The organism is Variovorax sp. CF313 (genome assembly GCF_000282635.1).
Classification (GTDB): Bacteria; Pseudomonadota; Gammaproteobacteria; order Burkholderiales; family Burkholderiaceae_C; genus Variovorax.
Map to the genome: position 1 here is coordinate 58,261 of NZ_AKIW01000075.1, position 13,261 is coordinate 71,521.

The 13,261-nt window shown below is 68.0% G+C and carries 14 protein-coding genes; 6 read left to right on the forward strand and 8 right to left on the reverse strand.

What is annotated here, in order from left to right:
• Nucleotides 1-23 precede the first annotated feature (23 nt).
• Entirely contained in the window at nt 24-485 is a 462-nt protein-coding gene (locus PMI12_RS18705) for a GNAT family N-acetyltransferase (protein ID WP_007835603.1), read from the forward strand.
• A gap of 80 nt (nt 486-565) precedes the next feature.
• The gene (locus tag PMI12_RS18710; RefSeq protein WP_007835605.1) at nt 566-1,006 is read left to right on the forward strand and encodes a cupin domain-containing protein; all 441 of its coding nucleotides are present in this window, start codon (nt 566-568) and stop codon (nt 1,004-1,006) included.
• A 38-nt stretch (nt 1,007-1,044) separates the two neighbouring features.
• Here the strand turns inward: PMI12_RS18710 and PMI12_RS18715 are convergent, their stop codons facing one another.
• Nucleotides 1,045-1,386 (reverse strand): hypothetical protein, encoded by a 342-nt coding sequence (locus PMI12_RS18715; protein WP_007835607.1) that lies wholly within the window; start codon nt 1,384-1,386, stop codon nt 1,045-1,047.
• A gap of 161 nt (nt 1,387-1,547) precedes the next feature.
• On the opposite strand from PMI12_RS18715, the gene PMI12_RS18720 reads away from it, so the two are divergent.
• Nucleotides 1,548-3,449 carry a GspE/PulE family protein gene (locus tag PMI12_RS18720; protein WP_007835609.1) on the forward strand — a complete coding sequence of 634 codons (1,902 nt, stop codon included), beginning with the start codon at nt 1,548-1,550 and terminating at the stop codon, nt 3,447-3,449.
• Between the two features lie 46 nt (nt 3,450-3,495).
• The gene (locus tag PMI12_RS18725; RefSeq protein WP_007835611.1) at nt 3,496-4,695 is read left to right on the forward strand and encodes an amylo-alpha-1,6-glucosidase; all 1,200 of its coding nucleotides are present in this window, start codon (nt 3,496-3,498) and stop codon (nt 4,693-4,695) included.
• A gap of 18 nt (nt 4,696-4,713) precedes the next feature.
• Here PMI12_RS18725 and PMI12_RS18730 read toward each other — a convergent pair whose 3' ends face one another.
• The 5 genes from PMI12_RS18730 to PMI12_RS18750 are packed head-to-tail and all read right to left on the reverse strand — an operon-like array spanning nt 4,714 to nt 9,604.
• The gene (locus tag PMI12_RS18730) at nt 4,714-4,920 is read right to left on the reverse strand and encodes a hypothetical protein (protein WP_193386563.1); all 207 of its coding nucleotides are present in this window, start codon (nt 4,918-4,920) and stop codon (nt 4,714-4,716) included.
• Nucleotides 4,921-4,928: 8 nt separating this feature from the next.
• Complete coding sequence (locus tag PMI12_RS18735; protein ID WP_007835615.1) at nt 4,929-6,275, reverse strand: adenylosuccinate synthetase; 1,347 nt, start codon at nt 6,273-6,275, stop codon at nt 4,929-4,931.
• Between the two features lie 7 nt (nt 6,276-6,282).
• Nucleotides 6,283-7,263 carry a hypothetical protein gene (locus tag PMI12_RS18740; RefSeq protein WP_007835617.1) on the reverse strand — a complete coding sequence of 327 codons (981 nt, stop codon included), beginning with the start codon at nt 7,261-7,263 and terminating at the stop codon, nt 6,283-6,285.
• 33 nt (nt 7,264-7,296) lie between these two features.
• Complete coding sequence (locus tag PMI12_RS18745; RefSeq protein WP_007835619.1) at nt 7,297-8,280, reverse strand: lipopolysaccharide kinase InaA family protein; 984 nt, start codon at nt 8,278-8,280, stop codon at nt 7,297-7,299.
• 10 nt (nt 8,281-8,290) lie between these two features.
• Nucleotides 8,291-9,604 carry a hemolysin family protein gene (locus PMI12_RS18750; RefSeq protein WP_007835621.1) on the reverse strand — a complete coding sequence of 438 codons (1,314 nt, stop codon included), beginning with the start codon at nt 9,602-9,604 and terminating at the stop codon, nt 8,291-8,293.
• Nucleotides 9,605-9,627: 23 nt separating this feature from the next.
• Here PMI12_RS18750 and PMI12_RS18755 point away from each other — a divergent pair, with 23 nt between their 5' ends.
• Nucleotides 9,628-10,473 carry a symmetrical bis(5'-nucleosyl)-tetraphosphatase gene (locus tag PMI12_RS18755; protein WP_007835623.1) on the forward strand — a complete coding sequence of 282 codons (846 nt, stop codon included), beginning with the start codon at nt 9,628-9,630 and terminating at the stop codon, nt 10,471-10,473.
• A 22-nt stretch (nt 10,474-10,495) separates the two neighbouring features.
• On the opposite strand, the gene PMI12_RS18760 is transcribed toward PMI12_RS18755, so the two are convergent.
• Nucleotides 10,496-11,212, reverse strand: a complete 717-nt coding sequence (locus PMI12_RS18760) for a GNAT family N-acetyltransferase (protein ID WP_007835625.1) — start codon at nt 11,210-11,212, stop codon at nt 10,496-10,498.
• A 94-nt stretch (nt 11,213-11,306) separates the two neighbouring features.
• Here PMI12_RS18760 and pdxR point away from each other — a divergent pair, with 94 nt between their 5' ends.
• The gene (gene pdxR / locus PMI12_RS18765) at nt 11,307-12,785 is read left to right on the forward strand and encodes a MocR-like pyridoxine biosynthesis transcription factor PdxR (RefSeq protein ID WP_007835627.1); all 1,479 of its coding nucleotides are present in this window, start codon (nt 11,307-11,309) and stop codon (nt 12,783-12,785) included.
• Between the two features lie 290 nt (nt 12,786-13,075).
• Here pdxR and PMI12_RS29455 read toward each other — a convergent pair.
• On the reverse strand, nt 13,076-13,261 hold a 186-nt coding region (locus PMI12_RS29455), incomplete at its 5' end, for a hypothetical protein (RefSeq protein WP_237726115.1).

Below are 13,261 nucleotides of genomic sequence, written 5' to 3' on the forward strand. Positions count from 1 at the left end.
TCAGAATGAAGGCCACAGACGCGATGAGTACGCCCCTCCAGATCCGCCCTCCGGCGCCCGACGACTACGCGGCATGGAAGCCGCTATGGGACGGCTACAACGCCTTCTACGGACGCGAGGGTGCGACAGCCCTTGCCGACGAGATCACGCAGGCCACCTGGCAGCGCTTCTTCGATGTCTACGAACCGGTGCATGCGCTGGTCGCCGAGCGCGACGGGCAACTGGTCGGGCTCACCCACTACCTGTTCCACCGCAGCACCACGCGGCTCGAACCGACCTGCTATCTGCAGGACCTGTTCACGCTGCCGTCAGAACGCGGCCGCGGCGTGGGCCGCCAGCTGATCCAGGGCGTTTACGAACGCGCGAAGCACGCGGGCGTACGCCGCGTGTACTGGCAGACCCATGTGACCAACACGGCCGGCCGCACGCTGTACGACAAGGTCGCGACGCACGACGGCTTCATCGTCTACGGCACGCTGGTCTGAGCCCGCGAAAAATAGGCGATTTATCTTTTTCCTGCAACGCCGTAGAGTCAACGCCTGGGCACCAGCGACAGGAGAAACACATGAACCGCGATGAAGTGATCAAGGCAGGCCAGCTCGAAATTCGCTATCTGGTCGATGGCTCCGCGACAGGGAGCATGGGGGTGTTCGAACTCACCCTGCCGCCGGGCGCCAACGTGCCGCCACCGCACAGCCATCGGGACAACGAGGAGTTCTTCTATGTCGTGGAAGGCGCGGTCACCTATTCGGTCGATGCCGAAACGCGCGAGCTGACACCCGGCGAATGGATGTCGACGCCGCGCGGCTCGGTGCACGGCTTTCGCAATGTCGGATCGCAGACGGCGCGCGCGATCGTCGTGCTCTCGCCGGACATCGGCGCGCAGTACTTTCGCGAGGTCGCGACCGTGGTCAATGCGGGCGGACCGCCCGACAAGGCGAAGCTGGTCGCGGTGATGTCGCGCTACGGGCTGACGCCGGCCCTGCCCGCGCAGCCTGCTGCGTAGGTCCGACAAAACCCTCTGTCGCGCGCGCGGCCCTCCTGTCAGTACCTGAAGGTAATGCCGGCCTTCACGCCGTTGTTGGCCTTGCCGTCCGACTGAACACCGCCCGAGAGCGACAGATTGCCGCCGGTGCTCGCCCCCAGCGAGTAGGTGGGCCGTGGCGTGGAGGTGTCGGTGCCGATGTAGGTGCCGCTGCCGTCCGGCCGCAGCACGCCGAAGCTCGCCCCCTTGACGGTGGCCGAGGTTTCGGTCGGGTTCACGTTGGGGGCCACGTAGACGGTGCCCTTCTCGTCGCTGTCGACGGGCACCTTGACGGGCTCGGCCTGCACCGTTGCGGCGGCAGCGACCAGCACCAGGGTTGTCGCAAGAATCAATTGACGCATTGCCGACATGCTAGGCAGGTGGCGCGCGGCCCGCGTAGGACAAGAGGAGATTCAGGGTTCGGCCCCGACATGAGAACTTGCGTACTCACAAGTTGAAGTGATGGCAAGCGCATGAATCCCGCTCTACGATGCAGTGTCCGAAACCAGACAGGAAATCGCCCATGCCCGCCAACGAAGTCGTCATGCCCGAGCAGCTCCTGAGCGCACTCGAAGCCCAGAGCCGCACGCCGATCGCACGGATCGGCGAAGCGCTGATTTCGCTGGGCATGATCACCGACGATCAGCTTCGCTCGGGGCTGGCGCGGCAACAGCTCGATCCCACGGTGCCGCTGGGCGAGACGCTGGTGCGCATGGGCATCGTCAGCAAGGGCCAGCTCCAGACCGCGCTGGTGCGCAAGATGGGCTATCCCCTCGTCAACCTGCACCTGTTCCCCGCGGCGGCCGACGCACTGCGCAAGCTGCCGTATTCCGTGGCCCAGCGCCTGCAGGTCATGCCACTGCGGCTGCACGAGGGGCGCCTCGTGGTTGCGATCGACGACCCGACCAGCCGGCATTCGGCCCTCGACGAGGTGGAGTTCATCGCGCAGATGAAGGTCACCCCGGTGGTCGGGCAATGCATCGACCTCGACAACGTGCTGCACGCAGCCTACGAAAAAATCGGCGAGTCGACGACCTCCGCCCCCGGCGTCTTTTCCTCGAACCTCGATCCCAGCCGGCCCCTCGAATTCGACATGGCCGGCACCAGCGAACTGCTGCAGACGCTCGAGAAGGAAGGCCCCGCCGCGCCCGCCCCCGAGGCTCCCATCGAGCAGTCGGACAACTCCCTGGTGCGGATGATCAACAGCATGATCCTGGAGGCGCACCGCGAGGGCGCGTCGGACATCCACATCGAAAGCTATCCCGGCCAGGAAAAGACCCGCATCCGCTTTCGCCGCGACGGCCTGCTCTACACCTACCTGGAGCTGCCGCCAAGCTACCGTAACGCCATCGTCGCGCGCGTGAAGATCATGTGCGACCTGGACATCAGCGAAAAGCGCAACCCGCAGGACGGCAAGATCAACTTCGCCAAGTACTCGCCGCAGCACCGCATCGAACTGCGCGTGGCGACCATCCCGACCAACAACGGCCTCGAAGACGTGGTGATGCGCATCCTGGCGTCGGCCAAGCCCATTCCCATGGACAAGCTGGGCCTCTCGCCGAACAACCTCGCGGAGTTGACCAGGGCCGTCGAGCGCCCCTACGGCATGGTGCTGTGCGTGGGCCCCACGGGCTCGGGCAAGACCACCACGCTGCACTCGGCGCTGATGCACATCAACACGCCGGAGCGAAAGATCTGGACCGCCGAAGACCCGATCGAAATCACGCAGACCGGACTGCGGCAGGTGCAGATCAATCCACGCATCGAGTGGACCTTTGCAAAGGCGCTGCGGGCGTTCGTGCGCGCCGATCCGGACGTGATCATGGTCGGCGAGATCCGCGACGAGGAAACAGCGAAGACCGCCATCGAGGCTTCGCTGACCGGCCACCTCGTGCTGTCGACGCTGCACACCAACAGCGCGCCCGAAACCGTGACCCGCCTGCTCGACATGGGCATGGACCCGTTCAACTTCGCGGACTCGCTGCTGGCCGTGCTGGCGCAGCGACTGGTGCGCCGCCTTTGCACCCGCTGCACCAGCAGCACGCCCGCAAGCCCGGAGACGGTCGACGAACTGCTGAACGACTACATGCACGCATTCGGCACGCAGCAAAACGACGCGGTCCAGCGCAAGGCGGTGCAGGACGACTGGATGCAGCGCTACGGCCGCGACGGGCACCTGCACAGCTATACCAGCACCGGGTGCAAGCATTGCGGCGACACCGGCTTCAAGGGACGCGTGGGCATCCATGAGCTGATGACGATGTCCAGAACGCTGCGCCGCCTGGTGCAGACCGGCGCACGTGCGGAAGAACTCCAGCAGACGGCGCTGCAGGAAGGCATGCGCACGCTGCGGCAGGACGGCATCGAGAAGGTGCTGGCCGGACAGACCACCATCGAGGAAGTGCGCGCGACCAGCAACGTGTGAGCGAGGCGCGGCGGCCCGGCGTCCCGAGCCTGCGAATGCCCACCCTATGACCACGCGCCCGGCCCCGAACCTCGACGCTTCCGCGCTGGCGCTGATCGATGCCTGCGCGCGGGCCTCGCTCGAACTGCTGGAAGGCAACCTCACGCCGCACGGCATCCTGGCCGCCAGCCGCACCGAGGCCGCCGTGGCGCGGCGCTACACGCGCATCTTCGGCCGCGACGCCGCCATCTGCGTCATGGCCATGTGCGGCAGCGGCGTGCCCGCACTGGAGCAAGGCGCCGTGGCCAGCCTCGACGCGCTCGCGTCGCAGCAGGCGGCCAACGGGCAGATTCCGAAGTACGTCGACCCCGAGGGGCAGGACGCCGACTTCTGGTATCTGGGCTGCATCGACGCCACCCTGTGGTGGCTCATAGCGGCGGACCATGTGCGCAGGCACGGCGATGTAGGCGCCACGCACTGGCGCGCCGAAGTCGAACGCGCGATCCAATGGCTGCTCGCGCAGGAGCACCAGCACTTTCGCCTGCTGCAGCAGAACGAGGCCAGCGACTGGGCCGACATCATGCCGCGCTCGGGCTACGTGCTGTACACCAACGCGCTGTGGTTCGACGTGAAGCGCCGCTTCGCACTCGAACACGCCGAGGAAACGCAGCACCACTTCAACCACCTGTTCAATCCGTTCCAGCGCGACCTGCCCGAGTACCACCGCGCAAGGCTGCTGCGGCACTATGCGCGGCGCGGCCGGCGCGACCCGGGGCTGTACCTGAGCTTCGTCAATTTCGCGGTGGTCGGCGACGAAGGCGATGTGTTCGGCAACGTGCTGGCGATACAGAGCGGGCTGGCCGATGCGGCGATGGCGCAGCGCATCGTGCGGACCATCGATGCGGCGCATGCATCGCAGCCCTACCCGTTGCGCGTGGTGCTGCATCCGCTGTCGCAGCAGCACGAGCTGTGGCGGGCCTACATGGGGCGGCATCGACAGAACATCGTGCACCAGTACCACAACGGGGGAATCTGGCCGTTCGTCGGCGGGTTCTGGGTGATGGCACTGGCGCGGCAGGGGCTGCACGGGCAGGCGTGGGCCGAGCTTGCGCGGCTGGCACAAGCGAACGCGCAGGACGACTGGCGGTTCACGGAGTGGTTCCATGGGCGCACGCTCGCGCCGATGGGGATGGCGGGGCAGAGCTGGAATGCGGCCGCGTTCCTGCTGGCGCAGCGGGCGTTGATGGGGGACGGGGTGGCCTGGTGAATGAGGGCGGCCGGCCCGTCAGGCCGCCCACACCCCCGGCGCGCAGGCGATGCCCACCGTGACGACGGGCGGATACAGATGCCCGGCCGCCGCGCCCGCCGCCATGCGTTCGCACGCGCCGAAGAAGCGGTACCACGCCGGCCCGCCGAAGATGATGCAGATGTGCAGCAGCGCGGCAATGGCGCTCGATGCGGCGCCGACGATCAGGGGAATGTTGTAGCTCACGAAGTCTCTCAAGGAAGATGCTTGCGGTCGCGCACGGTTTCGCGCGTCGGGCCGAAAGCGCCGAAGCGCACGGGCAAGCCGCTCGATGCCTCGGCATACGCCACCCATGCATGCGGGCTTGCGACGGCGTGCGGCTCATAGATCGGCTCGGCGCCTTGCAGCAGTCGGGTCAATGCGTGCTGATGGCCGAGATCGCGCACGCCGCCGAGCGGTAGGGACGCGAAGCGGCCCGCCTCCGCCGTGCGGTAACCGGCGCACCAGCGCAGGCCCGCACCGTCGACCGCATCGAGGTGGCTCACCACCAGCCCGTCGAGCGTGCCTGCCGCATCCAGCGCGTACCGCAGCAGCACCGCATCGGGGTGGCCCCTGCGGAACACGCCCTGCCAGCCTTCGTTCGCGTTGTGCGGCTCGCGCAACCGCGCATCGAGTGCCCGGTCGTGTGTGGGCAGCGGTCCCGGGCCATGGCGTGTGAGATAGCTGCGCAGAACACCCAGGTGCTGCACGGGCGCGTCGATGCCCACGTCGCGCAGCACGGCCTCGACCGCCGTCGTCGAGATGGTGCTCCACGTGGTGTGCGGATGGAACCCGCGCCACTCGTCCAGTAGCACGCCCTGCGCGCCCTCGAAGACCACGGCGCCGGGCCGCGCAAGGCGCTCGGCGATGCGGTCCGCCCCCGCAGGCGGCGACTGGGCCAGGCACGGCGCGGCGGCATCGAGCCATCGCCGTGCGAGCGAGTCGTCCTGGAGCACCGACAGTTCCCGCGCGCCATCGGCATGCAAGGGCGCCGCGTGCGCGAACTCGCGAAGCAGCGCAGCGCGGGAGGCTTCCAGTTTTTCCAAGGCAAGGGCCGACTGCGACAGGTCGCCGTAGTGCAGCGCCTCGTCGGGTGCGGCGAGCGCATGCCGCACCGTTTCGCCGACACCCACGCCGCAGCTGCCGTGCGCCCCCTCCCCCCGTGCCCATTCGCGCAAACGGCCTGCCGCCTGATGAAAGGGCGTGGTCACGCGGCAGCGCGCATCGATCAGCAGGCGCGAGAACGCGTCCTCCACGCCCACCCGCCGCAATGCCGCTTCCTCGACGCGCAGCGCCGTCGGATGCACCACCACCGGACTCGCAAGCACGGTGCCCACGCCCGCATGAAAACTGCCGGCGCCGAACTGCGAAAAGGTGTGATGCCGCCCATCCGCCAGCACCACGTTGTGCCCGGCCTGCGCGCCGCCGTTGAAGCGCACGACAGTGTGGGCCTGCAGCGCGCCGCACAGGTGGTCTGTGAAGAGCCCCTTGCCGCAGTCCCCGAAGCCGAGGCCGAGCAGTGAGATGTAGCGCGTGGCTGCCGCTGCGGTGCCGGAGCTCACTCGGTCATCAGCCGAAGAGCCGCTTCCACCATGAGGAGCGCGGGCCTGCTGCTCCCGCGGCCAAGCCCGGCGGCGCGTGGCGCGCTGCGGTCGGGTCGAGCAGCGCGGCATACCCCTCGAGCGCATGCATCACGCCACCCACGCGTTCCCGTGCCATGCCGGTGCCGCCCATCACGCCGGCCAGCGCGTCGAGGCTGGGCACGGCTTTTTCGGTGAGGGCGACGATGCCGGCGGCCACGGCGCAGGCGTCGTCCGGCGAGTCCATGCAGATGACGTGATCGCCCAGCAGTTCGCGCCAACGCGGTTCGCAGCGGCGGCGGCGCTGGGCGTCGGGAATCAGGAAGAACAGGTTCGTCGTTTCGGCCGCGGCGGCGATGACTTCCTCGATGGGAATGTCCTCGTCGAGCTTCTCGCCGATGAGGCCTTCGATCTGGTGGCGCGAGACGGCGGGGTACGGCAGTTCGTCGCCGGTGACGAACAGGTAGCCGCGCTTCTTGCGCTTGACCCAGCAGTCCATGTCGGTGTGCTGGGCCATGACGTAGAAGGCGAGCTCGTAGCTCTCTTCGCCCGAGCCGCCGCCACCGCCTTCGAGATAGCTCCAGGTGAGCCACTGGTCCATGAGATTGGCGGTCGATTCGAACTGGCCGACCTGCAGCGGTGCGTGGTCGGAGGTGGCGTCGCCGATGGCCATGAACATGAGCTGCGGGTCTGCCACGCCGCAGTCGGTCAGCAGCTTCATGAAGGTGGGTAGCTCCTTGCGCGCAAGCGTCTGCGGAATATCGCCCATGGAGCCCGTGACGTCGAGCGCGAAAACGATGCCCAGCGAGTTCGGATGGTCGGCGTTGTCGCGCGACTCGCGCACCTTCAGCCCTTGCGGGTTCATCAGCGGATGGGTGGAGCGCTGGGTGAAGACCTCGGCGCCCGGCTTGGCGGCGCGGTCGGCAATGAGCGCCGTGTGGGCGGCATGCGAGTAGTTTCCGTAGCCCATGAAGTGACTCCTAGCTTGGTGCGTATGTGCGGTTCAGGCGCCGGTACGGTGGGGAGGCGCGGGATCGAAATGAACGAACTGCGGCGCGCCGAAGGCTTCGCGCGACGCGGCGGAGAGCGCCTGCTCGATGCCCTGTGCGCCAAGGCGCTGGCAGGCGGCACTGTCTTCACTGCACTGGCGCAGCAAGGCCACGAGCGGTGCAGGTGTGTGAGCGCCGAAACCTGGCTCGCCGGCCGCACCGCCGTGCAACACGGCGCGCACGGTCCAGGCAGCTTGCATCAGGTCGCGTGCGGCGGCGGCGTTGTGGACCGTGCCGGTGGCATGTTGCGCGCGCGACCAGCCGATGACGAGCACGCCATGGTCGCGCGGATGCACGAGCGCATGCGCGGGCGACAGGTCGCGGTGCGTCCAGCCGGCACCGTGCACGAAGGCCAGTACTTCGAGCATGCGGCGCCAGATCCACACTGCGTGGCGCGGATCGATGCCTTGGGCGTTGGCCTGCTGCACGTCTTGCAGGCTGCCCCAGAAGCCTGCCGGGTGGCGCAGCACCAGCGCCTGGCGGGCGCCGTCGCCCAGGCCTTCGGCAATGCCCACGCCCAGCGGCTGCGGCAGGCGGCGGGTGAAATAGGCAGCACCCTGCACCGGCAGGTCTTGCAGCGACTGGAGCACCGCGCCTTCGCGCACCAGAACGCTGTTGGCGGCGCTGTCTCGCGCGAGTTTGAGCGTGACGCGCTCGGGCAATGCACCGAGGCGTTCGGCGAACAGCACTTCGCTGTGCTCTCCGGTGGCCAGCGGTGCGAGCACGCGGTAGCGCGCGCCGCGCCATGTGAGGATGCGGCCGCCGGGCACGTCGGCATTGGCCCGGCGCAGCGCGGCGCGGAAGCTCTCGCGCTCGATGGTTTCAGTGCCTCGGGTGACGGTGGTGCCGCAGTAACTGCAGTTGACGGTACGCCAGCGGGCAGCGCGCGGCAACGGCGCGGAGCATTGGGGGCAGCTGAGAGCGAGCAGAGACAGCATGGCCCCCGCCTCAATCTTCCTTGGACGGCGCCGTCGGGTCGGGCGACGCCAGCACCCGGTCGATGCGGCGGCCTTCGAGCGCGACGATATCGAAGCACCAGCCGGCGCAGTCGATGCGCTCGCCCACCTTGGGCAGGTGGCCCGACACGGACATCAGCAAGCCGGCCACGGTGTTGTAGCGCCCGCGCTCTTCATCGGGCAATTCGCGGATGCCCAGGCGCGCGCGCAGCTCCGACACGGGCATGAGGCCGTCGAGCTCCCACACGCCGTCGGCCCGCTCGCGCGCCCAGGCGTCGGTCTGCATGCCGGGCTGCAGTTCGCCGGTGATGGCTTCGAGCAGGTCGCGCGGGGTCATGAGGCCCTGGACCACGCCGTACTCGTCGACCACGAACACGAGGCGGCCGGCGCGGGCGCGGAACTGCTCCAGCAGCTCCATGCCGGTGAGGGTCTCGGGCACGAACACGGCGGGCGTCGCCTCCTGGCCCAGCACGCCGCGATGCGCGGAGCCCAGGCGCAGCAGTTGCGCCACGCTGACGACGCCGACCACGTCGTCGAGCGAGTTGCGGCACACGGGGTACCAGGAATGCACGAGGTTGAGCTCGGCCGCGTCGGCAACCTGCTGCAGTGCCCGCTCCACGGTGAACGAAGCATCGAGCCATTCGATGTCGGCGCGCGGGATCATCAGCGACGACAGGCGCCTGTCGTCGAGGTGGAACACATTGCGCACCATCTGGTGCTCGTGCTGCTCGATGACGCCGGCGTCCACGCCTTCTTCGAGGCTGGCCGAGATTTCTTCCTCGGTGACAGAACGGGCCGCGTTGGCGTCGATGCGCAGCAGCTTCAGCATGGTGGCCGTGGCGCCCGCCAGCAGCCACACGAAAGGCTTGGCGCCCTTGGCCAGTCCGCGCATGGGGCGCGACACCCATCGCGCCACGGGCTCGGGATAGAGTTGGCCGATGCGCTTGGGCACCAGTTCGCCGAAGATGATGGTGAAGAAAGTGATGCAGGTGACGACCACCGCGGTGGACGCGACGCTGGCGGTGCCGCGCCCCATGCCGACGCCTTCCATCCAGACCGCGAGCGGCTCGGCAAAGGCGGCCTCGCCGACGATGCCGCTGAGCATGCCGATCGAGGTGATGCCGATCTGCACCGTCGAGAGGAATTGCGTGGGTGACTCCATCAGCTTCAGCGCGGCCACCGCGCCGGTGTCTCCCGTTTCGGCCAGTGCCGCGAGACGTGCGCGCCGGCTGGTGGAAAGGGCCATTTCGGACATTGCGAACAACGCGTTGAGCGTGGTCAACAAGGCCAGGAGGAAGACATCCATGAACTGAGGGAGAGAATGAGGGAATGTCACTTTACTTGATTGGCGACCTGCAAGGCTGCGACGCCCCCCTCGGTCGGCTGCTGCAGAAGATCGATTTCTCCCCCAGCCGCGACACCATCGTGCTGCTGGGCGACCTGGTCAACCGGGGCCCCGATTCGCTCGCGGTGCTGCGCCGCGTGCAGGGCTGCGGCGCCTCGGCGCTGAGCCTGCTCGGCAACCACGACCTGCACCTGCTGGGCGTGGCGCACGGCGCGCGCAAGGCCGGCCGCAAGGACACGCTGGCCGAAGTGCTGGCCGCGCCCGACAGCGAGGCGCTGCTCGAATGGGTGCGCCTGCAGCACATGGCGCTGCACATGCGCATTGGCGACGGCGACCTGCTGATGCTGCATGCGGGCGTGCTGCCGCAGTGGACGGTGGGCGACACGCTGGCGCTGGCGTCCGAGGTCGAGTCGGTGCTGCGCGGGCCGGCGCTGGGCGAGTTCCTGATGTCGATGTACGGCAACGAGCCGGCGCAATGGCACGACACGCTCACGGGCAGCGCGCGGCTGCGCGCCATCGTCAATGCGCTGACGCGGCTGCGCTTCTGCACACCTGAAGGCGTGATGGAGTTCGAGGCCAAAGACAGCGCGGCCACCCCGCCCGAAGGCTACATGCCGTGGTTCGACGTGCCCGGACGCAAGACGGCCAAGGCCACGGTCGCCTGCGGCCACTGGTCGACGCTGGGCTGGCTGTCGCGGCCCGACCTGCTCTCGATCGACACCGGCTGCGTGTGGGGCGGCTGCCTGAGCGCGGTGCGCATCGGCGCGACGCTGGACGAGCGAGAGCTGATCCAGGTCGAGTGCGAGCAGTCGCAGAAGCCGGGCAAATAGATTCCGGCCCGGCGCGACTCACTCAGGAAGAAGGCAGCCGGAACTTGTCGAGCGACATGCGCTGCCGTCCCTGCGCGTCGAAGTTGCCGGGCGCCAGCCAGCGCTCGAACGCGGTGCGCAGCGCGGGCCACTCGCCGTCGATGATCGAGAACCACGCGGTGTCGCGGCTGCGGCCCTTGTAGACCACGGCCTGGCGGAACAGGCCCTCGTACTTGAAGCCCAGCCGAAGCGCCGCGCGCTTCGATGGCTCGTTGAAGTTGTCGCATTTCCACTCGTAGCGGCGGTAGCCGAGTTCGTCGAAGGCGAGCTTCATCAGCAGGTACTGCGCTTCGGTGGACATCGGCGTGTTCTTCAGCAGCGGCGAAAAATTGACGGTCCCCACTTCGATGGCCCCGTTGGCCGGGTCGATGCGCATCAGCGCCAGCGAGCCCACGGCGCGGCCGCTTTGCCTGTCGATGACGGCGAAGTGCAGCGGGTCGGTGCTCTTCGCGATGCGCTCGATGTAGGCGCGGGTGCCTTCCGCTTCGGCGGGGCGCTCGACGCCGAGGTAGGTCCAGTCGCGCCCATCGGGGGCTTGCGCGTAGGCGGCGTGCAGATCGTCGGCGTGCTTCGAGGCATCGATCGGTTCGAGCCTGCAGAAACGGCCTTCGACCACACGGCGCGGCGGCTGGGCGCGCGGCGTCCATTCGGGAAGATCGGGACCGATGGACTGGCCGAACTTGTTTTGGCGGGCTGACATGAAAGGCTCTTTCGGAAAAAAAGAAAAACTGGGCGGGAGCACGTAAAGTACGCGCAACGTGGCTCCAGCGTAAGTGCCACGTCGGATTCATTTCATGGTGCCACGACCTACCCTCTCTCCCACTGCCCTGCTCGAGTCCTCCCTCTTAAGGGACCGCGGCGCAGGCTCGATGCAGCACCAGCTGCACGACCGGCTCAAGCGCGCCATCCTCGACGGCAGCCTGGTCGCCGGCAGCCGCCTGCCGGGCTCGCGCGCCCTGGCCGAGGCGCTGGCCGTATCCCGCAACACCGTCACCGCGACCTACGAGCATCTGGCGGCCGAGGGCTATGTGCAGCCCGACCGGCAGGGCACGCGCGTGACCGAACTCTCGACTTCCGTCCTGCCGAAGCGCACGGGCAAGCCGGCCGGCGCACCAGCCACCGCGCTGCGTCTCGCGAAGATCAAGCCAGGCACGTCGCGCGGCGAGATGGAGGCGGCACTGCGCCCCGGTGTGCCCGCGTTGTCGCACTTTCCGTCGGCCGCATGGCGGCGCGCGCTCGACCGGGCGATCCGCGGCGCCGGATCGGCCGCGCTGGGCTACGGCGATCCGCTGGGCGAACCGCCGCTGCGCGCGGCCATCGCGCGGCATCTGTCGGTGGCGCGCGGCGTGCGCTGCGAGCCGCAACAGGTCGTCATCGCCGAAGGCGCGCAGGAGGCCATCTCGCTGTGCGTGCGGCTGCTGGCCAACCCGGGCGAGACCGGCTGGGTCGAAGACCCGGGCTACCGCGGCGTGAAGGCCGCCATGCATGCGGGCGACATGCGCATCGTGCCGGTGCGGGTCGACGCCGAAGGCCTGTGCGTGACCGAACGCGACTGGCAAAAGCACCCGCCCCGGCTGATCTACACCACGCCCTCGCACCAGTACCCGGGCGGCTCGGTGCTGAGCATCGCGCGCCGGCTCGCGCTGATCGCGCAGGCCCGCCAGCACGGCGCGTGGATCATCGAGGACGACTACGACAGCGAGTTCCGCCACACGGGCGAGCCCATCGGTGCGATGCAGGGGCTGGTGGACGACGCGCCCGTGCTCTACGTCGGCACCTTCAGCAAGACGATGTTTCCGTCACTGCGGCTGGGCTTTCTCGTGCTGCCCGCCCAGCTGCTTCCAGTCGTGCAGGCACCGCTGGAAGAAATGCTGCGCGGCGGGCATCGCTACGAGCAGTTGGCCATGGCCGACTTCATCGAGAGCGGGCAGTTCAGCCGGCACCTGGGCCGCATGCGGCGGCTGTACCGCGACCGGCAGCAGGCGCTGCGGCTTGCGCTGCAGAAGTATTTCAAGGTACCGCACGAGATCGACGGCGGCTACTGCGGGTTGCACCTGACGGTGCGGTTGCCCGCGCGCTTCGATGACCGCCGGATCGCGGCCGAGGCGCTGCGACATGGCATCGCGCCGTTTCCGCTGTCGGGATTTGCGATGCGGCCGACGCCATCGGACAACGGGTTGGTATTGGGTTACGGGAACACGCCCATGGAACTGTTCGAGCCGCTGGTCAAACGCTTGTCACAGTTCGCGCGCGCAGCGGCATCGCAGGATTAGCCAGCATCACACGGCTCAAGAGTCCTTTCGTTCAAAACAAGGAAGGGGCTTGGAGCCCATTGACTACATCCGTCGTAAGCAAGCGTTGATTTGGCATGTCAACTTGTTGGCATACCTGCAACAAGAATCCCTACGCCAAAAGGCAAGACCTGCGCGTTGCCGAATATTGGAATCACATAATTGCAATCGCTTGAAGCGTCCTGTCGCAGTGCACGATGACGCATCGAGAGCTGGCCATTCGCTCTCAAGGCAAGCAGCAATCAATAACGACAGCAGGGAGAGTGCGTGACTCACGCCATTGCGACAACATTCGTCGCGTCCCCGGTGATCTTTCCGATCCCGTGGAGACGCCATCCGTGAAGCGCCGCGTCACGATCCAGACGCCCCTGGGCGAGGCACTGCAATTCCACCGTCGCGATGGAAACCGAGAGCGGCGCCCTGCGCCACCTTGCCGGCATCGTCACGCGCTTCGGCCT